We start from the raw sequence: 24,500 nt of genomic DNA, 5'->3' as shown, positions 1-24,500 counted from the left end.
GTCCTTGTTCTCGCGACAGCATGGGGGCCGACTTTGGGGCATATAGGGGATCCAACCTGGTCTATGCATCAGGAATTTCATGCCTTTAGGGAGATCTTTATGGCAACCTTGTTTAGCCTGACAGGTTTGTATCTGTGTCTGGTGCCTTTAAGAAAGGGCAAGAAAGAGACGTTGTGGATAGTTGCATTCTTGAGTGCTGGCCTGGTTCTGGGTTTCTTTGTGGGCTTGCCTATTACAGGGATTGGAAAATCCGGAATAGAGCCTTATATCAATCATGGACTACAGTTGATAGCGATGATAGCAGGTTATCTATTGTGCCGATCCGCTTCGCGTATGTAATATTTAGAGACGTGAAGTGGAGTACTAGGATGGCTCCACTTCATTGCATGCTATTTGTCTTGTTTGAGATAAACGGTCTTTCCTGAGACAACCGTTTGCTGCACCTCGATTGTTGGTATCTGTTCCAGTTCGACGGACAAGTAGTCAGCACCAAGCACAACAAAATCCGCCAGATAGCCGGGCCGAATCTGCCCAAGTATATCGGATCTATTCAGCAGCGCTGCATTAGAGCGTGTATGCGCAATCAGTGCCTCTTCCCTGCTTAAGAGTTGAGCTTCCTCAAGTATTTGCTCGCCATTGATAGCCCGTCCTCTAGTTGCCCAATACAGGGTTCGCATAGGTTCTATCTGTGAGGCTTTGGTTCCATCCGTTCCGAGTCCCCAAGTGATGCCGCTTTCTTGGATCATTCTCAGCGGCGGCATCGATAAAACATCGGCTCCATAAGATTCTTCTACGGCTTTAGCGCTGCGAATAATCGGCATACTGCGTACTTGCACACTAATCCCTAGCTGTTTGCTTCGCTTCAATAAAGCGTCAGTAATGCCTTCGGCGTGCGTAAAGGTAATTTGATTAGCTTGAAGCGGGAAGTTGCTAGAAAGCTCTTCAATAATATCCAGGTAGAAATCAATAGTTAAAGCATTTACTACATGGATTTGAGCAGATAGCCCTTTATCTAACATACTACTAAGCAATTTCATTACTTCAGTGCGTTGATAGTCAGTGATGCTCTCTTTCGTGATTTCCGAGTCCAGAGTGTCGTGCATTGGAACATACAATAGTTCACCAATGGCCAGGTGATCATAAAAGTTATCGCCAGTATTCATGTCCGGCAAGTTGTTTAACGCTTTGATGGAGTCTGCAGTGCTGTCTACATCTCTGATTAAACCGAGCACAAAATTACTGAGCCAATCTGGCAGCATACGTAATTGCAGAGCGCGATTAATCATCGCTGTGTTAATTGAACTCAGAGATGCTGTGCGAAATACACGTAGTGAAAGTTCATTACTCTGGTGCAGATATTCTATAGCCTCATAGGCGTCTTTAGAGGCTAATGCCCCGGCAGGGTCATAGACGCTGGTTATACCAAGCGCGTTATAGAATTGTTGGGCAGAGCGTGCACTTTCAAGTGCCTTTTCTTTGGCAAGTGCAGGCATAAGTGTGCTTGCTTGCAGAACCATGCCCATACCGCCGTTTAAACGTGAGGTGGCAATGCCTTGTTGATCCCGTTCTACCAGGGTGTTTAGTGGTGGGCCGAAGAGCTTATCAATAGCTGAGTTAGCTGTTATTTTAGACTTCTTGGATGAAGCTTGAATAGGAGCGTCTATTAACTTCAGGAAAGCTGAATTTACAAATGCATGAGAGTATTGGGCTTGAATAAAGGCAGGACGATTGCCTGTAATTTGGTCTAGTTCTTGACGAGTAAACCCTCTTGGATCATCGGCGAACTGCTCCTGATTCCAGCCGCCTAAAACCAGTAGCCATTCATCCTTTTTCAGTTGCTTGGCATGCTCCTGTAAGCGCTGAAGAGCCTCCGTTCTGAAGGATATGCCATCCAGTCGAACTGCAGAAGACCAATGGTAGGATCCTCGGATATAGTGGTTATGATTGTCGATAAGGCCTGGTATGACCGTACGGCCTTGCAGGTCTATAATCTCGGTGTCCTTATCGGCTAGTGCAAGAAGCAGATCAGAACTACCGACGACGGAGAACTTGTCTCCTTCAGTGGCAAAACCGTCAACGATAGAAAACTGTTCGTCAACGGTTATGACATTGCCATTGAAGTACACCTTGTCTGGTGCGGCCAAGGTTGTGGTTGGTGAGTAAGTTAGTAAGGCTGTCGCAAGACCAATCAAACTCCTAATAAGCATAAAGTTACCTCTATGGATTGCGTTATAAAGCTCAAGCTATAAAAGCTTTAGCAAATCATAGTAGGCTTACATCTTTAAACTGTACTTTAGCCGAGGACGACAGAACTATTGCAGCATCTACCTGTAGTTAAATATCAGGCCGGACCAAAAAGTCCCTCGAATTGCTGATTAACCACGCCGTCATCATTAAGCTGACTTTCCGGGAAATAATTAATCCATACACACCAGTAGAGTCCCGCTTTTACAGTTTCTACTCTCTGTAGTTGGCCTTTATCGGAATGGCCGAAGAAGTCGACTTGCGTGATTGTTGTTCCTCTGTGGTTATACCAGATATTGACGCTGGCATATTCGGGGTCATAGCTGGCAACAATATCCTGGCCGCCAATCCTGGTATTAACAATATTGCCCTTTTCACGGATATAAGCTTCGGTATAAGCCATGGAATCCTGGCCAATGGTAAAACCCCAAACCAGTTCCTTGCGACGCAAGCGGTTGTCATTGACGTCCATGGTGTTGAACAACAGCTTTTCTGAGTTGTGGTGTGGCACAGTGCCCCACAAAAAGATAATTTCTACCAAATGATCCAGTGCCCATAATAAAGGGTTTTTAGTGAAAGCAGGAATCTTGTTCAGGAATACCTCACCATTAGGGTAGGCTTTGGCAAAAGCACCAAACGGCATGCGGAAGGTTGGCCACTCCTGCATTTTATTGTCACTCCAGCGGCCATCACACTCGCGGGTACCGTACATCTGTTGTATTGGTTCGCCGGTGGTGTTATCGCGCATGATCAGGTTGTTGCCGTGTTGGGCCAGCACTTCTAGATCAAGCGGTTTGCCGTTTATCTCAGGTTTATATCCGTGACCGAGATGAGTCATACAGCAGTAGGTGATAATAATATTTTCACCGCCCAGGCCCTTATCATTACCGGCCAGGTGAGGGCGTTTTATATGGTAGTCCGGGTGAGCCCTGGCTTCGCCATTATTTTCCAGGACGATAACGCTTTCATCATCGCGAACATAATCCCGCGCTTCTTCAACACTGTAATAGGTAGCGCGGTTTTGTTGATTACGCAGACCATAGTGCAACCAGATATAGGGGAAGCCAATAAAAAACAGGTTGATGGCAATAATGGTGTAAACGGCCAGGGAACCGGGTAGGGCAAAGGTGTAGGCCAGATAGCCTGCCAGTGCGGAACCGATTAAGCCGATACCCACCAGCTTATATTCGTGGCGAATCGCAAACACCATATCCTTGCGATGGACTGTCAGTAATGCCTGGGTGATATCACCCAGATCACGAAAATAGATAAACGCTGTATAGGTGGCCACGGTGAGTGCCAGCCAAACGATAACTTGAATAAAAACAGGTTCTGTCAACATGGAATTACCTCCGTAAATCGTGACGTTTACTGGCGATTAACATCGGTGCTGGGGAAAAAGTTGTACCACATGGCATAAAAACAGCCGGCTTTAACGGTTTCGACTCGCTGTAGTTGGCCGCAATTGGAGTTGCCAAAAAAGTCGATCTCAGACACGGGCTCATCGCTATACCAGATGCCCAGGCTTTGATATTCCTCGCTCCAGTGCACGACGATCTGTTTATCACCAACCACGGTATTGATCAGATTACCTTGCGCTCGCACAAAATCCGCGGAATAACACACGTAGTCGTCACCAACATTAAATCCCCACACCGGTAACTTGGGATGCAGGCGATTGTCTTTATGTTTTAAGGTTGGGAATACCGGCTCGGCTTCCTGTTTTTGGCGATGGATGGCCATATAAAACAGCGCTTCCCAGAATTTGTCATACAGGGCGACAAGCGGATTTTCTTTCATTAATACGCGGCGGCGTTTAAACACCTGGCCATTGGGATAAGCTTTGGCAAAAGCGCTGAATGGCATTTTGAATACGGGGTATTGCGGCATCTGTGGCCCTTGTTCACCGCTACACTCATAACGCCCCCAAAGTTGCTGGATGGGCTCACCACTGTGGGTATCCCACATGATCAGGTTGTTTTCTATTTGCGACATCACCTTAAGGTTGACGGGTTTGCCTTCAATTTCTGGTTTATAGGCCATGCCAAGGTTGGTTAATGCGCAATAGGTCATCACTACATTTTCGCCGTTCAGCCCTTCTTCATTGCCTACGATGTGAGGGCGCCAAAGCTCGTAATCGGTGTGGGCGCGGGCGGCACCATCCTTTTCAATAACCAGCACTTCATAATCTTTGGGAATAAAATCTTCAGCTTCTTTCACAGAGACAAATTCTGAAGAGTGTTGGGCCGAGCGCATCATCCAGCCGGGATTAAAATAGCCAGCGAGTATCTGCAAAACGGTAATCGCAATGATCCCCACCGTCAGGTACAGATTGCCGACGGAGTAAACCAGGTGGGTGTAGGCTGCAGCTGCCATAGCCAGGATAGACAGCAACAGATACACATGACGGCGATACCAGGTACTCATAACAACCTGGCGTTTCGTCTCCAGCCAGAATTGACTGACATCGGCCAGATCGCGAAACACCAGGTAGGAGGGCCAAAGGCAAAGCCCCAGTGCTGCCCAGTGGGCGATGTGAATAAGCAGATCGAGTTTCTCCATAGGGAAGATCTCCATGTTGAGGGATTCAATTGGATTGTTTAATAACTGATCAGTGGCTATTATCTTCCCATCCTAATGATAATATTGTCAATGATAAAATTATCATTGTTATTTTTATCAATGATAGATTTATTAATATAACCTTATGATATATATGGAGTTTTAGGCAGAAATTGCGTAAATTAGCCAGAGTTAACCCGAGGAGAGCCAAGATGGCTGATAGCAAACAGTCCAAACGCCCCAGAGCCCGTCAAATGAAGCCGGAGGAGCGCAAGCGCCTGTTACTGGACACGGCAGTGAGCTGTTTTGCAGAAAAGGGCCTGAGTTCGGCCAAACATGCCGATATTGCTGCGGCCTGCGGTGTGGCGGTGCCCACGGTGTTCTCGTACTTTCCGACCCGTGAAGATTTAACTAAGGCGGTGTTAAATGAAGTGGCACGGCTGATCCGCGACAGCATGAAAGCTTCTCTGGATTGCGAAGGCAGTAACGAAGAGCGGCTGTTTAACAATGCCGTTCAGATGTCAGCGTTAACTCGCGAGCATCCTGACTATATGAAAGTCTGGATCATGTGGACAACCCATTTTGCCCCCGAGATTCAGGGGCAACTCAAGTTGTTTGAAAAGGAGCTGCTGGACGTACTCTGCGAGCTTATCCAGCCCGGCTCTTCACAGGCCGATCCCGATGAAGCCACCCACGATAAGGCCAGAATCATCGTGGGAGCCAATATCTTTTTGATGAAAATGATTTTTGATGGCATCGATGAAAAACGCCAGATCAGTTATATCAAACATGTGATTTCGTTTGTGTTGGCGGATATGGCTTAAGATGTTTACATATTTCCGAGTGTATGTGCGCCATCAACAGGAAGCGCCACTCCATTAACAAAAGACCCCGCTTCACTGGCTAGCATCATAAATGGCGCGGTTAACTCATCAAGTTCACCGGTTCTCTGAGCTGGGGATTGTTGGATGTATGCCCGCCCTTTCTCACTATTAAAGTAATCTTCATTAAGTTCTGTGACAAAATAGCCAGGGCATAATGCATTAACGCGTATATGTTTTCTGGCCCACTCCAGCGCCAGAGTTTTACTTAACTGAACAACGGCTGCTTTGGATGTGGCGTAACTGCTTTGGGATATCGCGGTGCGTAAACCCAGGATAGAAGCGGTATTAACGATGCTGCCTTTTGCCTTGGCGGCAATTAATCGTCTGCCTGCCTCCATCGCTACCAGCCACATACCTTTTAAATTGGTGTCCATCACAAAATCCCAACTGGTTTCATCGGTAGCGATGGCCATTTTGGAATCGGCGACACCGGCATTGTTGGAAACGATATCAATAAGACCAAACTGTTTGCTGCCTTCATCAAAGGCATTTTTAACACTGGTCGCGTCGGTAACATCCATAGGTACAGCAAAGGCTTTTCCGCCCATGGTCGTGATGTCATCAACCAGAGACGTCAGGCGATCAAGTCTTCTGGCGCAAACGATGACCTTTGCGCCGTGATCAGCTAATACTTTAGCAAAGTGAGCACCAAAACCACTGGACGCACCGGTCACCAATGCAACACGATTGCTAACGTCAAAAATATCATTTTTCATACTTGATCTTACCTATTGAATAAAAAAGCAAGTGCCACCGAAGGAGGGTGATATAGTGTGGCACTTGTGCGAGAGAATAATTATCGATCAGTTGCAGAGAGATTGAGCAACTGGTGCATGAGAGTCGATAGCCTCGCCACTTTCAGAGAGTACTGTGAATAAAAAATTAGTAGCCGATGTAACAAAGTTCTGAGTGACCCTTTCCTCAGGCGCTAATACTTCAAATACATGGGGTGCGCCTTCAACAGTGAACAGCTCACAGTCGACCTGCTGTGCTTTTAATCTGGCTGCATATTCAACGCATTCATCATAGAACAAATCTATACTGCCAACGCCTATCCAGGTTTTGGGTAATCCGTTCAGGTTTTGCCGTCGAGCAGGCGCTGCGTAGTCGGGTAGAGCGTTAGCTCCACACTGATTAGGAGCAAGATAGGCATTCCAGGCAACACGATTGGCCTTGTTATTCCACAAGAAATGATTGTCGGCATCCAGTTGCTTATTGGCTGCAGTTCTATCATCAAGCATGGGATAAAACAGCACTTGGGCAGCAGGTTGCTGGCTGCCTATATCGTATATCTTTTGTGCTAGCGCTGCAGCTAATCCGCCACCTGCACTGTTTCCTACAATGGCTATACGATTGCTGTCGATATTTAAATCTGATGCATTTTGTAACAGCCATTGCCAAGCTGTATAAGCGTCATCTAAATCAGCGGGGAATGGATACTCAGGAGCTAATCGATATTGAGGAACAATAATCTTTACGCCCAGACGACGAGCCGTTTGGGACGCTGTTTTGTCCAACTGATTGGGACGACCGGCAATATGACCTCCACCATGAAACCAGATGATCGCGCCATCACAGGATACATTTCCTGGTGTGAAAATACGGATTTCTACACCCTGATAGGTCACGCAATCAAGATAAACACCGGCTACCGGTTTTTTCTTAGTCGCGATATTGAATATAAAGCGACTGAAACCAAGTAAGGGCCTTAAGGCGAAAGGTAAGCGAGGTGCTTTCAATACCGCGCGTCTAAGCTCTGGCCGGATAGTGTCTTTTTTCATAGGAGAGGCCTTTGACTTACAAGTACTTTACAAACCAATCATGTTGCAGTTGTGAGCCACGTTCAAAGCCATCAAAGTAAATACCGTAATGGTCAATGCCCTCGATCACTTCATAATACGTAGGAACAGATTCCTTGGCTTTGAGTACTTCATGTACGGCTCCACCACTTTGGCGAATATCGAACATCTCTTCATTGCCCGCATCAACAATCAGTGTTGGGACGGAGACTTTTGCCGCTTGCTCAGAAATATTGTATTGCAACATTCTGGCAAGGTTGGGGGTTCCAGACATAGTGCCGTAAGGATCAATACCCTGCGGAATTGCGTTTATTTCACCGCGAGCGATTTGTGTGGCACGCAGTTGAGCTACTTCACGGAACGGCTCTGGGATGTCAAACAGCATAGGTACCTGGATGGTCAATGCCTTGATGCGAGAATCTGTAGCGGTCGCATAGGCCGCTGTACCGCCGCCGTAACTGGTACCCCAGGCACCGAGGCGATCAGTATCCACATTAGCTTCGCCACAAAGGTAATCAAAACAAGCGCGGAAGTTTTGCACCCAATCGATAGGGTCAACCACTTCACGAGTAGGGCGAACTTTCAGTGTTAACTCTTCGCCCTGCTCAGTTTCGGGCACGGAATCGACGGGTACCAGAGTCCCTGCTGAACCGTACCAACTGCTTTGTGTCAGGCTGATACAAATCATGCCACTGGCGGCAAATTTAGCGGCATAACGCTCGGCGGTTTTTTTGTCGCCGCCCCATCCATGGGTTAGGGCAATGCCGGGTACTTTATCGTTTTCTGCCAGGCCTTTAGGCCTATATACATCAGCATCCAATGGTACACCCAGACTCCATACGGTAACTTTTGTGCGCTCGACATTGTCTGGCATTACCAGATCGGGATACTTAACAGGTTCAGACATGGGGCTCTCCTCGCTAATGGGCGTTCTTATTTGCCATTGAATTCAAATGTTGGGCGTTCTTCACCGGCCAGGAAAGCCTTGATCGCCCCTTCAATTGCATTGCGAGCATCTTCCGACTTAAAGATATCTACAGCCATATCGGTCATCAAATTATCGGCTGCTTTAACGCCACCATTGCTCCAGGCGCGTAACAGTTTCTTGTGGGCTGTGTGAGCAAGGGTTGGGCCAGTAGACAGTTGCGCTAACCACTCATCACATGCCGACAGTAATTCCGCCTGTGGTACTAGTTGAGTAATTAAACCTGCATCCAAGGCTTCTTGAGCGGAAACGGCTTCAGCGGTTAGGGCCCATTTCATAGCGCGGGTACGACCCACTCGATCAGCAACGCGCTGAACACCACCTAATAAGGTGAAAACCCCTATAGTTTTTTCCGGGTGGGAGAAACTGGCATCTTCTGCGGCGACTAATACATCGGCACGCAAGGCCATCTCCAAACCACCACCGGCACAACGTCCCTGGATAGCGACAACGACAGGGACCGGTAAATCTTCGAAAGCATTACAGATCATGATTGCAGCATCGGATTCCTGGCGAGTTTGCTCATCTTCCCGATCAAGCCAAGGGGTAATATCACCACCGAAGCTGAAATCGGGGCCTTCTGAGCGAAGGAAAACACCACGCAGGCCTTGAGTATTTTTCAGTTGCTCAAGCATGCCCGCAAATTCAAACATAAGATCTTTACTTAGGCGGTTTTGCGGCGGGTTGTTAATCACAATGGTGGCAATACCATTTTCAAATGAATAGGTTGCTAGGCTCATAAGATTTCCTCGGTCGTTGTGCCAGTATGTTGCGTTACTGGGATGCATCATCTTGTTAACCAAGGTAACTCATGTGGTTTCATGATGCAACCATTGTGTGAGGGCCAATAAAGTAAAAGAGTGCAAAGCACCTTGGTAGGGCGATAACGGATTTGGATTTAACTGACATGAGAAGGCATCAGTAACTCTTAATGAGTTCTGATGCCAAGTGATGGTATGCGGTTAAAGGTGTAGCTAGTGCTTGGCAGAATTATTCTGCGCAGATGGCTTCTTTCGTTTTATGCTTGGGTTGTGCGTCGTTTTGGTTGTTAGCCTCGTGCTGCTTTTTAGAGTCCATAAATCTTCGCCAGCTTTCGACAACGCCACCGCCTCGTGGATTGTCAATATTGTAGCCCGCATTGGTAAAGACTTCGCCAAGGCTGATTATCTTGCGATTTTTTACAATAGCTTGGCGGCTATTACCGTATGCGCAGAGTTTACCTTGGTGGAAAAAACGGCTCTCGAAATAAAAATACTTTTTATCCCAGCCCATAAATTTCGTTTGCACGGAAAACTTCCTCAGGGGAGGGATCTCCTTTATAAACGTAATCTCAAGTGAGTTGACGATGACCTTGTAGCGGTTTTTGAGTATGCCGAGGCGTAAACCTGTTCCCATAAAGAAATCGAAACGGCAGACATCAATCAACGCGATAAAACGCGAGTTGGTCAGGTGCAGGTTAAAATCACAGTCAAAGGGCCAAGTGCGAAAGTGCATGACTCTTGGCTCAGTCATTGACTGCATCTTGGGCTGCCAGAGCTGGCGCAATAACATTCGCAGCATACGAAAATAGAGATTCATAACATCACCTATAACTTAAACATATTACCAGCACTATCCATTTAAGCCTTGGCCGCTCAGCGGCTAAGCGCAGGCGGTGGTTATCACGAATCACTTCGATGGCTGTAACTTGTCTTGCGTGTCCAAATTGCATTTGGTTTCATAATGAAACCATGCGGAGCGTAATAAATCAAGTGTTTTTGTTCGTTTTTTGAGCGAAGGGAAAGATAAGGGGGCGGGGCTTGGATTGCCCCTATGAATGTAGTTTCTTAACTACGAGATCTTCTTATACGCTTACCGCCAAGGCCCGGGCCTTTGACTTGTTGAAGATCGTTTAGCTCCAAGGGTTCGCCACTGGCGCTGATCGCTCCAACGCCTTGGATAAGCTTGCCAGTTTTGCTTTCAACAACGTACATACGTTGCCCTTCTGGATTTGGCATATATTTGTCGCCCCACTGCATGAGTGACATCAGTACCGGGAACAGATCGATACCTTTCTGAGTTAGCACATACTCTTGCTGGGCGCCGCCATCAATGGGTTGCTTTTCCAGAATACCCTCGTCGATAAGACGGTTGAGGCGATTGGAAAGTATGTTCTTGGCGATACCCAGTTTGCGCTGAAATTGGCCAAAGCGGCGCAGCCCATCAAAGCAATCGCGGATGATCAGCAGGCTCCAGCGTTCGCCGACAATCTCCATCGATTGGGCGATGGAGCAGTTCATATCTTCAAAAGAGGTGTGTTTCATAGCTATCTTCAAACAATCTTTGCATAGATGATAATCAATTAGATTGCTTTATGCTACCTTTAGGTTTCCTTTTGAAACCTAAAGGTAGGGGGAGGCGCAGCCGTTATTCGTGGATGTTATAAGTGTCCATACGCCAGTTGTAAGCCTTTTCATTGGCCCAGTCCAGCAGCCATACGATGGCGCGGCATCCAGAGTCATGGCATAGCTAGAATGAATTGGCAGTTTAGCTAAGAGTGCATAAACAGAAAATACCAAAGTTTCATGGGGGTACCTCAAGAAGATACAACGAATAAAAAACCCCTTACCGCAAGCGGTAAGGGGAAAAGCTCATGGGTTAGAACTTAAAGCGCAGAGAACCGCCGTAGGTGCGAGGCTGGTTGGCGTAACCGCTGATAGTGCCGTTTTGTGCTACACCATCAAATGCCGCAACCAGATATTCTTCATCAAGAATATTGCGACCCCACAGAGAGAATTCAAACCCGTTGGTTAAGATCCAGGTGACAGAGCCATTGAGTTCCTTGACTTCACGAGTAAGTTCATTGGTGTACTCTGGTGCTTCAAGGTAGCCATCACGCAAGTTAACTTCAGATTCGTAAACGTAATCGGCGCGGGCAATTAACTCCATGCCATCACCAAAGACGTGTGTGTAGGTACCTCCCACAGAGACTGAGAACTCTGAAATATTCGCAGGCTCTGCACCGGATAGATCGCCGAATGGTGAGCCTTCATACTCTTTGTACTCTGGATCCAACCAGGTTACCGAGAGGAATAAATCCAAAGGTTCTACCGGACGGTACATACCTTCAAACTCTACCCCGATGGTATTTTGCTCACCGGCGTTAGACAGAGCAAAACCAGTGCCGGTAAAGGTGTTGGACTGAAAATCTTCAATCGTTTGATCAAAGATAGCCAGATTTATCGAACCCTTGTCGAAAGATGTTTTTAGTCCTATTTCAAACACTTCAGACTTTTCCGGTGCCGCAAAACGCGTACCGTAAGTCAGGTTGGTCAGGTTCAGACCTGCAGCAGTCAGTGCGGCTTGATCTTCAATAAACGGACGGCTATCGCGAGTCATGTTGACCGAGGCGGCTTTAAAACCAGTAGCCCAGCTCGCATAGACATTGGTGTTTTCGGTCAGGTCATGGGCCAGACGCAATGTCCAGGTCCATTCGTCATCGTCGACTTCACCATCTTCAACGGCATTAGATACACCCAGGAATGGAGGCAGGAACTGCAGAGCTGTTAGTGGGTTGCCGGTGAGATCTAGTTCAGAAAAGACTTCATTACTTTCAATCCCAAGCTCGTACTCCTTCTCGTCCTTGGTGTAGTTAAATCCTGCGGTCAGTGTTGTTGTATCGTTCAGATCAATATCAACAGTACCAAAGAAAGATATGGCAAAGTTATCGAGCTCGTAGGTCTCATTGGTATAACCCGTGCTGTGTTCAAAAAGATCACCTGAGGCTACACCCAATGGGCCAAGAGCAGTTTCTACTGCATCAAGATCCTGAGTTCCACCGGTTAAACCTTGAATAAGCAGATCGGCATAGGAGCGGAACTGTGTGCCGTAGGTCAGACTGGTATCGAACTCTACTTGCTCATCAAAAATATAAGCGCCTAACAGGAAGTTTACCGGTCCGTCGAAGTTTGAGGTCAGGCGGAATTCCTGTGTGAATGTCTCGATTTGTGTGTGCTCACCCTTGGAGTTAATCAGGTCGGCGGCACTGAAATCGCGATCGTCATTTTGGAATGCATCGGTCTCACGGTAAGAGGTAATTGAGGTTAAGGCATAGTCACCCAGCTCGTAGTCTACCTGTATCGAAATACCTTTGTTCTCGATGTCATTTTCTGAAATGATGGTTTGATAAAGATCATAGGAAAAGGGATCTTCGGATGCATAAGGCGCGCCACCAGCCAAACCGGTTAATATGGTTTCCAGGCCTGGATCGCTAACCAGGTTACTGCCGCCACAGCAAACATCTTCAATCTTGCCGAAATCAGCAATCATGCGAATGGAAAGATCTTCGGTTGGTTCAAACAGTAAATCACCACGTACATCCCAACGGTCACGGTCGTTAGATTCTTTATCTAAATTAACCACATCCATATAGCCGTCGCGTTGGTTAACATTGGCAGACAGGCTATAGGCAATGTTATCGGTGATGGGGCCCGTGATATTGCCTTTGGCGACGGTGGAGTTGTAGTTGCCGTAGGAAATCTCGGCAGAACCGCCAAACTCATACTGGGGTGCCTTGGTGACAATACTGATAACACCGGCGGAGGCATTTTTACCAAACAAAGTGGACTGAGGACCGCGCAGGACTTCAATGCGCTCAATATTAGGCAGGTCAGAAATAGCTGAAGCTGAGCGTGAACGGTAAACGCCATCAACGAATACGGCAACAGAAGATTCGATCCCCGGATTGTTATCGCCGTTACCGAAGCCGCGAATAATAAAGTTGGCGGCAGCGGCGTTAGCTCGTTGCTCGACGCGCAGTGAAGGTACGACCGACTGCAAATCGCCGATATCACGAATCTGCGCCTGTTCTATCGTTTCACCGCTGGTAACCGATACCGCAATGGGAACCTCTTGCAGGGTTGTTGCACGTTTGGTAGCGGTTACCACAACTTCTTCCAGCAGTAGATCCTCTGCAGAGACCTGACCTGATAATCCAATAATGGCACTAGCTAATAGAGTGAGTTTATAACGCATGACTTATCTCCCGATATGCTCTCTCAAATAGTTATTATTTATCTTGGTTGCATTATGCAACCCCAATGGTAGCGTCATGAAACCTTAAAAGGCAACAGCTAAATATCAGTTTGTGGATAATTAATTCGAGCGGGGAGGGGAGTATGCAGAAGGAAAGAAGCCATAACTGCAGTGACGCAGTTATGGCTTGTGCGGCAATGTTATGCCAGAGACTTACTTAAAAATGTTAGCGCGGAGCCTAAAAACTGTTGTGAAACAGCAGCTTGGGGGGCAAGTATTTCAAACACATGAGGAGCACCTGCGATGCTCAGATATTCTACAGGTACACCTGCAGCCTCAAGGCGTTCCGCATACGTGGTGGCTTCCTGATGAAATAAATCTACGCTACCTACACCAATCCAGGTTGGGGGTAGGCCACTCAAATTGTCGCGTCGCGCAGGTGAGGCATAACCTGGTAATGTTGCATCGCCTACGGAATTTGGAGCCAGATAGGCGTTCCAGGCTACCCGGTTTTCACGGTTGCCCCAGACATAATGACCTGCGTCATCAAGGCTGTTGTCTGCAGCGGTGCGATCGTCCAGCATCGGATAGAAGAGCACTTGCGCAGCAGGCTGAGGGCCTCCCTCGTCAACAAGACGTTGACATAAACCTGCGGCAAGACCGCCACCGGCGCTACTTCCAACAACAACTATGCGTTTAGGATCAATGCCTAGTGACTCCGCGTTGTCCTGTATCCAGGTCCAGGCGGTATGGCAATCGGTATGTGCTGCTGGGTAAGGGTGCTCAGGCGCCAGGCGATAATTTACAGTAATGGCTGTGGCACCGGTTAACTTGGCTACCAGTGAGGCACCGCGACTTAATTGGTTTGAGCGGCCGGCCACCAGGCCGCCTCCATGAATCCAGAGGAGGGCAGCACCACTGCGATTTTCCTGTGGGGTAATGGTACGAATCATGGTGTTTTCGAGATTAACTTCACGCACGTCAACACCGGCTTCGGGCTCATTGTAGGTAAAGAATTCATACTGCAAGCGACCGGCTTGTAGTAGTTTGGGGTCGTGGAACGGCAAATTTGGTGTAACGCTGTATACGTCTCGCAGTTCCGCATCGAGTTTCTCTATCGGGAAGCGACTGTCGTTATCAGGTAGGAATGGGCCATTGGCCCCTGGGTTGGTCCAGGCATCTTCGAGGTTATCGGCATCGGTATATTTGGAGTGAATACCTACAACTTTCCAGCGGTTTTCAAGTTTCATAACCTGGAAATTAACGACAAGGCGTTCTAACTCCTGGTCGCCGGCACAGCGCGACCAGATAACATCGATCTCAGCGCCGGCTTCGGTAAACACACGAATGCGTTGATCAGGAATATCGGTATGGGTGTAACCTAAGGCCTGTAGCAGTTCCTGCTGAGCCTGGAAGAACAAAAATACATGCTCGTCTGATGTGAGCCAACTACTCATCGCCGGCGGTGCACTGACAAACATCGGGCTATTCCAATAGTTGGAAATAAAGGTGGCTTCGTCATTACTTTCGCCAGCACCCTTGGCGACCCAGCGGTCAAAATATTCTACAAAGAACCAGTCATGGACTTCCTGCTCAATGGCTTTGGGGTCAAAATTCATAAAGCTCAACTCCTCTCAAATCATCGCTCGCTATGAAAACCTGATAAGCAAACCGTTGCGGTCGGAATAACTGGAATGGCGTGACCAGTAAAAGTCGCAAGGTTTCATGTTGAAACCATTATTAAACAACTGTAGACTTTTTGAAATCTTTTTTTTGAGGTTATTGATTCTGTGTTCATGGCAGGGAATCGATAGACCTGTTCTAAGTATATTCCGGTAGAAAGTGTTTTGGGTGTGTTTATCCCGTTAGCTAGTTATAAAAAGAGGTGGTACTCAGGATGTTTGAGAATAAGGTTGTGTGGATTACTGGCGCTTCATCTGGCATTGGACTGGCATTTGCTGAAGCCCTGCATAATCAAGGCGCAAAGCTTATTCTGTCGGCATTAACTGAGGATGAGTTAACGCCTGTTGTGGAGAGGCTGTCCGGTTCATTTCCCTTAGCGTTTGATGTCAGTGATTTTGACGCCTTACCGGGCTTGGTTGAGTTAGCCCTAGGCGCTTTTGGCCGAATTGATGTGCTTGTGAATAATGCCGGTATAGTTCAGCGCTCATTAGCTACCGAAACCTCTTTGGATGTTTATCGCAAAGTGGTTGATGTTGATCTTATGGCTCCAATTTCTCTCACTCAATTGGTGTTGCCGCATATGTTAGAGCAAGGGCAGGGCCGCATTGTTGTCATGTCCAGTGTTGCAGGAAAAATTGGTTCGCCACTGCGCAGCGCCTATTGCGCGGCAAAGCATGGGCTGTTTGGTTACTTTGATTCACTGCGTGCCGAGGTTTTACATAAAGGCATTGCGGTACATACCGTAGCGCCTGGTGCCGTCAAGACTAATCTTGCTCATAACGCTTTGCGGGGGACCGGTGAGCGTTACGGTGTGCCTGATGATTTTACCGAGGGGGGGTATTTGCCCGAATATTTGGTTGAGCAGGTACTGAAAAGAATTCAGCAGGGCAAATATGAAATCATTATTGCCCGAGGCCTTGAGAGAAAGATGCAATTATTGCACTGGTTATCCCCTGAGTTTTTTCACCGTCTTATTGCAAAGATGAGCCCAAAGTATATTGAAGAGTTTAAGCAAACCCATGGTTGATAAAGCGCGTCACTGGATAAGTTATTGGATAATAACTGTCGCTTTATTGCATCTTCTGTTTGCTTTAATAAAGTTTAAATCGGAATACCTGGCGATAGTCAGCAGTGGGCTCTGGAATAGCGTTGATACTGTTGATAAGGGGCAGGCCGTCTGGTTTTTTCTGTTTGGTTTAGTATTTCTTGTTGTGGGTTGTCAGCTTTATACTTTAGAAAAATTGAAGGTTAAACTAACAGGGTTTCCAAGTTTGATGATGCTGATGTTAGCGATTATGGGAACTGTATTAATGCCTGTATCAGGTTTTTGGTTGGTTCTACCTCCTGCTATCGCAATGTTTATTTATCGTTAGTGGGGCGTGAAGGTGGAGATAGATAAAGCGCTTTCCTTATCGTGTCGAGTTCTCCATTCTTTTCCATGATCTCAATTCTCTCCAGAAGCTGGTTGAGGATAGGGATGCGTTTATCAAACAGTAAGAGAATATTGGAAAACGGAGTCATTGAGCTGTTAAGCGTAATTGGTGTGAGCTGATTTCGTGTGATGCCTAACGATTTGTAGTTCCAGTAAATAGATGACTCACTCATCATTAAAAAATCAGCTCGATCACTCATGATCATTTTAATAGCGGAGGGTAGAGAAGGCGCGTCTTTTATTTCTAGCTGGTAGCTTTTTAAGATATCTCGGTAGGATGTATAGGTAACGGTACGTATTTTAAGAACGGTCTTGCCTTTGAAGTCTTCAGGATGTACGTATTTCTTTGCATTGCTGGATTTTACCCATAACTTTGTTTCAAAGCCTGCGATGGGAATCGCTACAGCATTCAGGCTTTCGGGAGAAATCGTTATATCTTTATTGGAAGATTCCGGGATAAGGCTTTTGTCGAACATATAGCTTACCCAGTTGTCGACTTCCTGATGGGAAATTTTATCAATGACACGAAGCGTGGGTATTTTCACTGTAGTAATACGAATATCTGTATCTTCAACGAGTTTTTCCATCAGCTGATTGATCAGGCCCTTCTTAGGATCCCCTAGGCCATTCATCGAGGCAAAAGAACCAATTGATTCTGCGGGTAGCACCAGGGTTAGGTGAGGAGAGTCTTCCGCATAGAGTGGAGTCGACAAAAAGGCGATACAAAGTGATATCAATAGCAGCGTTATTCCGTAATGGAATAGGTTTGCTGGCCTTATATATTCTGATCTTTGCATTTTGCTCTGCGTTGGTAGGTTATGCGTGTAAGTATAGGCTCCAATAGTTCAATCTCCTGTATTTAAGTTGCTTGCTTAAATTTCGCATGGGTAGGTATACGTTATAAGGTTGCATGATGAAACTTAATGATGGTAGATTAGTTTTTATAAAGCTGCGAAAACATAGTGGAGAGAAGTAATGCAAAGAGGTTGTTATGTCGGGTTTCGATAAGGTTGTAGAGAGTTACGAGGCCGCCATGGCAGGCTTGGAAGACGGTATGACGATCATTGCAGGTGGTTTTGGCCTCTGTGGAATTCCCGAAAACCTGATTGCCGAGATTAAGCGCAAAGGCACACGTGATCTACAAGTGGTTTCCAATAACTGCGGTGTGGATGATTTTGGTTTGGGGTTGTTGTTGGAAAACCGTCAAATTCGCAAGATGATTTCCTCCTATGTAGGTGAAAACTGGTTATTTGAGGAACAGTTATTATCTGGTCAAATTGAAGTTGAATTGACTCCTCAGGGAACCCTGGCTGAGAAAATGCGAGCAGGTGGTGCAGGTATCCCAGCGTTCTTTACCGCAACGGGTTACGGTACCGAAGTTGGTAAGGGGAAGATGGTTAAGGAGTTCAATGGGCGCAACTATATTCTTGAAGAATCTGTGACCGGTGATTTTGCCATTGTTAAAGCCTGGAAAGGTGATCGCTATGGCAATTTGGTATATCGCCATACAGCAATGAATTTTAATCCTATGGCGGCTACGGCTGGAAAAATTACTGTGGCAGAAGTCGAGGAAATTGTTGAACCCGGTGAGTTGGACCCTGCACACATACACACGCCAGGAATCTATATTGACAGACTCATTCAGGGCACATTTGAAAAACGTATAGAGCAGCGCTTGGTTCGCGAAGCATAGGGGTGAGGTAATGGCTTTAAGTCGAGAGCAAATGGCGCGTCGTGTGGCCCAAGAGTTAAGAGACGGTTTTTATGTGAATTTAGGCATCGGTATTCCAACCCTGGTTGCCAATTGTGTGCCTGACGGTATCGATGTGATGCTGCAATCGGAAAATGGTTTGCTGGGTATTGGCCCGTATCCGCTGGAACATGAGGTGGATGCCGATATGGTCAATGCGGGCAAAGCGACAGTAACCGCCGTGACAGGTTCATCGATTGTTTCTTCCGCTGATTCTTTTGCAATGATTCGCGGAGGTCATATTGATTTAACGGTGCTGGGGGCATTTGAAGTCGATGTCAGTGGCAATATTGCCTCCTATATGATCCCTGGTAAAAAAGTTAAGGGAATGGGTGGCGCCATGGATCTGGTAGCAGGTGCCGAGAATATTATTGTCACCATGACCCATGCTTCAAAAGACGGTCAGTCTAAATTATTGAAAAACTGTTCATTACCGCTAACAGGCGTCGGCTGTATTCGCAATGTGGTCACGGATTTAGCGTTCATAGAGATCAAGGATGGTTGTTTTTGGTTGCGAGAGCGAGCACCTGGCATATCGGTCGAGCAAATTGTCGAATTAACGGAAGGTGAGCTGGTTGTGCCTGATGTCGTCCCGGTAATGGATATATAAAGTATAAAGAAAATGAGGTTAAGTGATGATAAAGCATGTAATTAAGACTATTGGTACTGCCATTTTATGTTTGCCCGTGTTGAGCTTAGCGGCAGTAACATTTCCTGAAGTCGTTTTACCCGACTCTGTTGAGCGCAGTGCGATTAAGATCTGGAGTGACGGTCGAGCGTTGGATGCTGATATCTACCGGCCTAAACAGCTTGATGTAGCCGATAAGGCGCCAGCCATTGTCACCAGCCATGGTTGGGGGGGAAGTAAGGAAACTGCCGCTCGATATGCGGCCAAGTTCTCTGAACAAGGCTTTATCGTTGTAACCTTTACCCACAGCACTTGGGGAGAATCTCAGGGTAACCTGATTTTGGAGGTTTCACCGTTGCAGCTTGATGCTGAAGGCAATGCAGAGGCTAAAGTCCATGTGGTTAGAAACCTGGTTGATCCAATTGACTGGGTTCAGAATGTGCGCGCCGCCGTTGATTACCTGGAGGGGGAGCCGAATGTCGATAGCCAGCGCATTGGCGTCTGGGGAACCAGTTTTGGTGGCGGTGTTGTATTAACTGCTGCGGCTAATGATGATCGCATTAGTGCCATGGTTACCCAAGTTGGTGCATTCCCTGTAGCATCTGGTCCAACCCTCGCGCATGCTAAGCAGCGTGCTATTGATATTGCCCGTGGCAAGCTGCCGCCCATTCCTGAGAATCTGGATGGATTTCCTGGCTTGGACGGTTATCCCAACTTGGCGCGCTTTGTTCAATATAATCCCATCAAAGCTGTTAGTGATATTCACATCCCGACAATGATCATTACTGCAGAAAATGAGCAATTCTTTAAGAATGAAGAGCACAGTGATGATGTCTACGCAAAACTCAAAGGTCGAGCTGATCTACCCACCCATTACAAGTTGATAAAAGGTATAGACCACTACGGTATCTATTTTGATGGTTATCAGGAAGGTAGCGATCTGGCGCTTAAGTGGTTTAACGAGCATCTCAAGTAAGAAGCGATAATGATCCAGTCTACGGCTCAGTTCTTTACAAAGATTATGCAGCGCTGGCTGCCGAATGCTTTTTTGTTTGCCTTGATTCTCACATTAGTCGTACTGGTGGCGGGAATCTTGGGGCAGGATAAATCCGCTGAGCAAATGGCTGGCTATTGGGGAGGTGGTATATGGAACTTACTCACCTTTTCCATGCAGGTATTGCTAACCCTAGTCGCGGGTCATGTTGTGGCCCAAGCGCCCTTGGTTAAGCGCATGCTAAGAGCGCTTGCGGGTGTGGCACATACACCTGGGCGGGCCATTGTGCTGATGACGCTGGTTGCCATGTTTTGCTGCTGGTTGAATTGGGGTTTTGGTCTTATTGCCAGTGCCTTACTGGCAAGGGAAATTGCGAGAAATGTTGAAGGCGTTCATTACCCTCTCTTGGTAGCATCCGCCTACAGCGGCATGTTGATCTGGCATGCAGGTCTTTCAGGCTCTATTCCCTTAAAAATTGCAGAGACAGGTGAAGATACGGTTTCCGCTGTCATGGCTGGCCAGATTATTCCCGTATCAGAAACAATCTTTAGCTGGCCTGTTTTAGTTATTGTCGGTGTATTGTGGGCAAGCTTGCCCCTGATTAACAGACTTATGCATCCTGCACCCAGTGATACTTATTGTGTTGATGCCAAACAGCTAGAGGATCAAAAAGTTATTGCGCCGAGTATTAAGAGTTTACCTCCAGCAGAGAGGCTTGAGCATAATACTTTGATGCCATTATTGCTGGTTGCTCTAGGTGGTTACTACTTAGTGAATTTTTTTATACAAGGTGGTGCTATCGGGCTTAATACGATTAACCTGATTCTGTTACTTGTAGGCTTGGCTTTGCATAAGACCTCCGTTAATTATCTAGCCGCTATGGATGAGGCCGTGCGCGGTACATCTGGCATAGTGCTCCAATTCCCGCTCTATGCAGGCATTATGGGCATGATGGTGGAATCCGGGCTGGCAGCCTCTATTTCTCAGTGGTTTGTGAGTATTTCTACGGCGGAGACTTTTCCGCTTTTCACCTTCCTTAGTGCTGGTATTGTGAATTTCTTTGTGCCTTCTGGTGGTGGGCAATGGGCGGTACAGGGCCCGATTGTGATGCCTGCGGCGGAGGCGTTAGGTGTTCCGCTAAACGAGGCTGCAATGGCAGTAGCGTTTGGTGATGCCTGGACCAATATGGTACAGCCGTTTTGGGCATTACCCTTACTGGCAATTGCAGGTTTGGGCATCAAAGATATTATGGGTTATTGCACCGTTGTATTGCTCTGGTCAGGCATGGTGATCTGCGTAGGAATGCTCGTTTTCTTTTAGGCTGTTGGAACCAGGACAAAGGTGCTGGCTTATATGTGTTGTGATTAACCCAGTGATTTTTTCATAAAGTTCAGGTGGTAGGTCATGTGCCATATCTTTTATACAAGCTAATTCTGCATTTGGAATGGATTCTGCTGTGTGACGACCGCATTCAACAGCAAATAGCGGATCTTGTTCGCCATGGATAACTAACGTAGGAGCTTGAATCTTTGCAAGGCGTAAGCTGCGATCTCCATCGACAATAATCGCAGTCATTTGTCGTTTGAAGCCTTGAGGATAAAAGCTGCGTGCCATATCTTTTGCGACTATTTCCTGCCTTGTTGTTTCATCAAGGGGAAAGCTTTTACTTCCCAGTATCCGTAAACATTCAGAATTGTGTTGAATATATTTCGCTTTATTTATGATGAATGTTTTTGTATTGACAATGCTCTTAATAAAGGTATTCCGAACCACATAGGGAGCAGGCTTGGGAAGAGATGGAGAGCCACTCGTAGACATAATTGAAGTTAAAGAAAGTGTTTTACCCGGAAAATTTGCCGCGATTAGCTGTGCAATCATACCGCCCATTGAGGCCCCGATAATGTGGGCTTTCTCTATGCCAAGTGCATCCAGCAGGCCTACGCAATCTTTAGTCATATCATCGAGAGAATAAACCGGTGATATAGGGCCTCCCCATAATTGATGTAAGAACAGGCGTAGCAGGCCCGGCTCTTTGGATTCAGAGTACTTTGTTGACAGACCGACATCTCGGTTATCAAAACGGATAACAAAAAAGCCCTTCTCGGCAAGGAGCTGGCAGAAGGCTTGCGGCCACATGGTTAGCTGCTGCCCAACACCGGCGATAAGTAACAGATAGGGATCCTGTTGATTGCCGAAGGTCTCATATTCGATATTGATACCGTTACTGTGAATTTGCGGCATTACATTTCCCATGTTGTAGCACTTATATTGAATAGTGCTGATTCTGTCACTTAATATTAATATTGAATGGTTGCGTGATGCAACCATTTGTCGTAATGTTATAGAGAAGGTTCAGGCGATGGCGTTCGTGCCTGACTAAATTTCACTCATAAAGTAGCGATTAAGGAGTTTTACTTGCGGTAGGTGAGTGGTCCCATAATATAAAAATAGCGAGACCTAATCATGAAACAGACCTTAAAACTGGTCGGCAGTATTCTGTTGCTCAAATTATCGTTGATAGCCCCTCACAGTCAGGCATTATTTTTTGACTATACGGAAACCAAGCATCCCATTGTTCTGGTTCCAGGTATTTTTGGTTTTGATTCCATCGGTGGAGTATTTGATTACTACCACGATGTTATTTACCAATTGGAGCGATCTGGCGCAGAAGTTTATATGGCATCTTCAGTAACGGCTGTAAACAGCGGTGAAGTGCACGGCTTGGAGTTAAGTAACTGGATTCAGGCCAATATTCCTCCCGGTGAAAAAGTTAATTTATTTGCCCACAGCCAAGGGGTTCAGGCTGCTCGCGTTGCAGCAAGTCTGATTCCAGACCGTATTGCCAGCATTACCAGTATTACCGGCGTTAATAAGGGGGGAATTGGTGGTGACTTTGCATCAACATTTATTCAGGAGGGCAATCTTATTGACCAGTTTGGTACCGCCATGGGTAACTTTATTGATTGGTTATCAGGTAACGAAGTGGGCAGTGCAGACGGCTATGCGGGTTTCTATGCGTTAACCCCGGAAGGAAATGCCGAGCTTAATGTTAATCATGGCTGGGGTGTAGATCAGGTTAATGCCTGTGGCACAGGACCTGAAGACGTGGATGTCTATGGTCACAACGTAAAGACCTTCTCGTGGGTGGGTACAAGTAAGATTACCAATAATTTCGATCCTTCTGATGTGCTGTTTGGCTTAACTGGACTTTTATTCCCTGGTGAGCATGACGGGCTGGTACCACGTTGTAGTCAGCTTATGGGCAATGTGATTTACGACGATATGAAAATGAATCATATGGATGCAGCTAATCAGGCGTTAGGATTTACTTCAATTTGGTTGGACCCGATCTATCTCTATCGTGGTCATGCCAATCGTCTAAAACGCCGCGGTTTATAAGGTGAAGACGTAGAGTATATTTGTAATGAGAAGATTGCTGCGGCAAGTAACAGGCCGCAAATGGCTCTGGGTGGTTCTTTTAGGTTGCTTGATAACTGGCTTTTCCGTCAGGTATCAAGAACGGGTAAATCCCAAAAAAGAGCCACTTATTTCTGTACCGGAAATCTATTTCCCCGAAGTTAATCAGAATGAGTTAGTTGCTGAAATAACTGGCTTGCAGCAATCGCAGGAAAAGATTAGTCATGCGGACTTGTCTGCTCGATTAGCGGATATCGAGATGGATGGTGCGTTGTTGGCAGATGTTGACGGCAACCTGATTTTGTCTCCTCAGATCAAAGATTTCTTTGAATTTCTATTTGTAGCTGTAGGCGATGTTGATGCTGAGCTGATAGTTGCGTTTATTCACTATTATGCCGATGAGAATCTGCCTGTTACTGCTGCAAAGCAGGTTAAACAGGTGTTAAGTGATTACCTTATCTATAAAGAGCGTGCCCAGCAGTATCTGCAAACGGAAACCCCACCCACTGGCGCAACGCCTGTTGAGGCTATGGCGCAGGCCTATCAATATTTGGCGTCACTGCGTCGCGAGCAGCTCGGATCTGCGGTGGCCACGGCAATCTTCGCAGAAGAGGAAGCCTACAGTGATTATACCCTGGCTAGAATGAAGCTCATGGGGAGTCCTTCACTAACAGATGAGGATAAAAAGCAACAGCTGACAATACTGGTGAATAATCTTCCGCCAGAACTGGCACAGATTGAAAGGCGAAAGCAAGAACGATCCAACACAGCAAAAACCACCATGGCGATTTTGCAATCCGGGCAAAGCCTTCCTGAAAAACGACAACAGCTTGAGAGGATCTATTCTGCCGAGCGTGTAGACATTATTTTAGATCAGCAACGGCAAGAAGCTGCCTGGCAGCAGCGATATGAACATTACCGTCGTGAGCGACAAGGACTGCAAACCAGTGCAGGGCTTTCTGACATGGATAAGCAAGCAGCGATAATACGATTACGAGGACACTACTTTGCAACACCGCAAGAGCAATCAAAGGCCAGTGTATACGATGCGATGTTTGAGCAATCGGTTGGATCGCAATAGCGTAGTCTACCCGGTCACAGATTTATCG

At 46.7% G+C, this 24,500-nt stretch carries 23 protein-coding genes; 10 read left to right on the top strand and 13 right to left on the bottom strand.

Annotated elements, in window-relative coordinates:
• Window positions 1–99 precede the first annotated feature (99 nt).
• Complete coding sequence (locus ACGHZ6_RS21785) at window positions 100–339, top strand: hypothetical protein (RefSeq protein WP_390616167.1); 240 nt, start codon at window positions 100–102, stop codon at window positions 337–339.
• Window positions 340–389: 50 nt separating this feature from the next.
• Here the strand turns inward: ACGHZ6_RS21785 and ACGHZ6_RS21780 are convergent, their stop codons facing one another.
• From ACGHZ6_RS21780 to ACGHZ6_RS21770, 3 genes are all read right to left on the bottom strand, one after another.
• Window positions 390–2,207 (bottom strand): amidohydrolase, encoded by a 1,818-nt coding sequence (locus ACGHZ6_RS21780; RefSeq protein ID WP_390616166.1) that lies wholly within the window; start codon window positions 2,205–2,207, stop codon window positions 390–392.
• 134 nt (window positions 2,208–2,341) lie between these two features.
• Window positions 2,342–3,586 carry a DUF3179 domain-containing (seleno)protein gene (locus ACGHZ6_RS21775; protein WP_390616165.1) on the bottom strand — a complete coding sequence of 415 codons (1,245 nt, stop codon included), beginning with the start codon at window positions 3,584–3,586 and terminating at the stop codon, window positions 2,342–2,344.
• A gap of 26 nt (window positions 3,587–3,612) precedes the next feature.
• On the bottom strand, window positions 3,613–4,806 hold the full coding sequence (locus tag ACGHZ6_RS21770) for a DUF3179 domain-containing (seleno)protein (RefSeq protein WP_390616164.1): 1,194 nt from the start codon (window positions 4,804–4,806) through the stop codon (window positions 3,613–3,615).
• Window positions 4,807–5,018: 212 nt separating this feature from the next.
• Between ACGHZ6_RS21770 and ACGHZ6_RS21765 the strand changes: the two genes are divergently transcribed.
• On the top strand, window positions 5,019–5,630 hold the full coding sequence (locus tag ACGHZ6_RS21765; RefSeq protein ID WP_390616163.1) for a TetR/AcrR family transcriptional regulator: 612 nt from the start codon (window positions 5,019–5,021) through the stop codon (window positions 5,628–5,630).
• 5 nt (window positions 5,631–5,635) lie between these two features.
• On the opposite strand, the gene ACGHZ6_RS21760 is transcribed toward ACGHZ6_RS21765, so the two are convergent.
• From ACGHZ6_RS21760 to ACGHZ6_RS21725, 8 genes are all read right to left on the bottom strand, one after another.
• Window positions 5,636–6,406, bottom strand: a complete 771-nt coding sequence (locus ACGHZ6_RS21760; protein WP_390616162.1) for an SDR family NAD(P)-dependent oxidoreductase — start codon at window positions 6,404–6,406, stop codon at window positions 5,636–5,638.
• A gap of 87 nt (window positions 6,407–6,493) precedes the next feature.
• Window positions 6,494–7,471 carry an alpha/beta hydrolase gene (locus ACGHZ6_RS21755; protein WP_390616161.1) on the bottom strand — a complete coding sequence of 326 codons (978 nt, stop codon included), beginning with the start codon at window positions 7,469–7,471 and terminating at the stop codon, window positions 6,494–6,496.
• Window positions 7,472–7,487: 16 nt separating this feature from the next.
• Window positions 7,488–8,396 carry an alpha/beta hydrolase gene (locus ACGHZ6_RS21750; protein WP_390616160.1) on the bottom strand — a complete coding sequence of 303 codons (909 nt, stop codon included), beginning with the start codon at window positions 8,394–8,396 and terminating at the stop codon, window positions 7,488–7,490.
• 26 nt (window positions 8,397–8,422) lie between these two features.
• Window positions 8,423–9,214, bottom strand: a complete 792-nt coding sequence (locus tag ACGHZ6_RS21745) for an enoyl-CoA hydratase/isomerase family protein (RefSeq protein ID WP_390616159.1) — start codon at window positions 9,212–9,214, stop codon at window positions 8,423–8,425.
• Window positions 9,215–9,464: 250 nt separating this feature from the next.
• Window positions 9,465–10,052, bottom strand: a complete 588-nt coding sequence (locus ACGHZ6_RS21740) for an acyl-CoA thioesterase (protein ID WP_390616158.1) — start codon at window positions 10,050–10,052, stop codon at window positions 9,465–9,467.
• Window positions 10,053–10,300: 248 nt separating this feature from the next.
• Window positions 10,301–10,777, bottom strand: coding sequence for a winged helix-turn-helix transcriptional regulator (locus ACGHZ6_RS21735; protein WP_390616157.1), 477 nt, complete (start codon window positions 10,775–10,777; stop codon window positions 10,301–10,303).
• 334 nt (window positions 10,778–11,111) lie between these two features.
• Window positions 11,112–13,487 (bottom strand): TonB-dependent receptor, encoded by a 2,376-nt coding sequence (locus tag ACGHZ6_RS21730; RefSeq protein WP_390616156.1) that lies wholly within the window; start codon window positions 13,485–13,487, stop codon window positions 11,112–11,114.
• Window positions 13,488–13,687: 200 nt separating this feature from the next.
• Window positions 13,688–15,106: an alpha/beta hydrolase gene (locus ACGHZ6_RS21725; RefSeq protein WP_390616155.1), complete on the bottom strand. Its 1,419-nt coding sequence runs from the start codon at window positions 15,104–15,106 to the stop codon at window positions 13,688–13,690.
• A 278-nt stretch (window positions 15,107–15,384) separates the two neighbouring features.
• Here ACGHZ6_RS21725 and ACGHZ6_RS21720 point away from each other — a divergent pair, with 278 nt between their 5' ends.
• Window positions 15,385–16,197, top strand: coding sequence for an SDR family NAD(P)-dependent oxidoreductase (locus ACGHZ6_RS21720; protein ID WP_390616154.1), 813 nt, complete (start codon window positions 15,385–15,387; stop codon window positions 16,195–16,197).
• Entirely contained in the window at window positions 16,190–16,543 is a 354-nt protein-coding gene (locus ACGHZ6_RS21715; RefSeq protein ID WP_390616153.1) for a DUF6463 family protein, read from the top strand. The genes ACGHZ6_RS21720 and ACGHZ6_RS21715 overlap by 8 nt, the downstream gene beginning before the upstream one ends.
• Here ACGHZ6_RS21715 and ACGHZ6_RS21710 read toward each other — a convergent pair.
• Complete coding sequence (locus ACGHZ6_RS21710) at window positions 16,530–17,399, bottom strand: hypothetical protein (RefSeq protein WP_390616152.1); 870 nt, start codon at window positions 17,397–17,399, stop codon at window positions 16,530–16,532. The two genes, ACGHZ6_RS21715 and ACGHZ6_RS21710, sit on opposite strands and share 14 nt — an antisense overlap.
• A 194-nt stretch (window positions 17,400–17,593) precedes the next feature.
• Between ACGHZ6_RS21710 and ACGHZ6_RS21705 the strand changes: the two genes are divergently transcribed.
• From ACGHZ6_RS21705 to ACGHZ6_RS21690, 4 genes are read left to right on the top strand one after another with little or no spacing between them, the layout of a single operon-like run.
• Window positions 17,594–18,295 carry a CoA transferase subunit A gene (locus ACGHZ6_RS21705; RefSeq protein WP_390616151.1) on the top strand — a complete coding sequence of 234 codons (702 nt, stop codon included), beginning with the start codon at window positions 17,594–17,596 and terminating at the stop codon, window positions 18,293–18,295.
• A 10-nt stretch (window positions 18,296–18,305) separates the two neighbouring features.
• On the top strand, window positions 18,306–18,962 hold the full coding sequence (locus ACGHZ6_RS21700) for a 3-oxoacid CoA-transferase subunit B (protein ID WP_390616150.1): 657 nt from the start codon (window positions 18,306–18,308) through the stop codon (window positions 18,960–18,962).
• Window positions 18,963–18,987: 25 nt separating this feature from the next.
• Window positions 18,988–19,956 carry an alpha/beta hydrolase gene (locus tag ACGHZ6_RS21695; RefSeq protein WP_390616149.1) on the top strand — a complete coding sequence of 323 codons (969 nt, stop codon included), beginning with the start codon at window positions 18,988–18,990 and terminating at the stop codon, window positions 19,954–19,956.
• Between the two features lie 9 nt (window positions 19,957–19,965).
• The gene (locus tag ACGHZ6_RS21690) at window positions 19,966–21,294 is read left to right on the top strand and encodes a short-chain fatty acid transporter (protein ID WP_390616148.1); all 1,329 of its coding nucleotides are present in this window, start codon (window positions 19,966–19,968) and stop codon (window positions 21,292–21,294) included.
• On the opposite strand, the gene ACGHZ6_RS21685 is transcribed toward ACGHZ6_RS21690, so the two are convergent.
• Window positions 21,253–22,227, bottom strand: coding sequence for an alpha/beta fold hydrolase (locus ACGHZ6_RS21685; RefSeq protein ID WP_390616147.1), 975 nt, complete (start codon window positions 22,225–22,227; stop codon window positions 21,253–21,255). The genes ACGHZ6_RS21690 and ACGHZ6_RS21685 overlap by 42 nt on opposite strands.
• A 210-nt stretch (window positions 22,228–22,437) precedes the next feature.
• On the opposite strand from ACGHZ6_RS21685, the gene ACGHZ6_RS21680 reads away from it, so the two are divergent.
• Window positions 22,438–23,373, top strand: coding sequence for a lipase family alpha/beta hydrolase (locus tag ACGHZ6_RS21680; RefSeq protein ID WP_390616146.1), 936 nt, complete (start codon window positions 22,438–22,440; stop codon window positions 23,371–23,373).
• Window positions 23,374–23,398: 25 nt separating this feature from the next.
• The gene (locus tag ACGHZ6_RS21675) at window positions 23,399–24,472 is read left to right on the top strand and encodes a lipase secretion chaperone (RefSeq protein ID WP_390616145.1); all 1,074 of its coding nucleotides are present in this window, start codon (window positions 23,399–23,401) and stop codon (window positions 24,470–24,472) included.
• Window positions 24,473–24,500 lie beyond the last annotated feature (28 nt).

Origin of the sequence: Maricurvus nonylphenolicus, assembly GCF_042854845.1 — a bacterium.
Taxonomy (GTDB): Bacteria; Pseudomonadota; Gammaproteobacteria; order Pseudomonadales; family Cellvibrionaceae; genus Maricurvus; species Maricurvus nonylphenolicus.
Note: the sequence above shows the minus strand (reverse complement) of the source record. Positions and strands in the feature narration are given on the sequence as shown.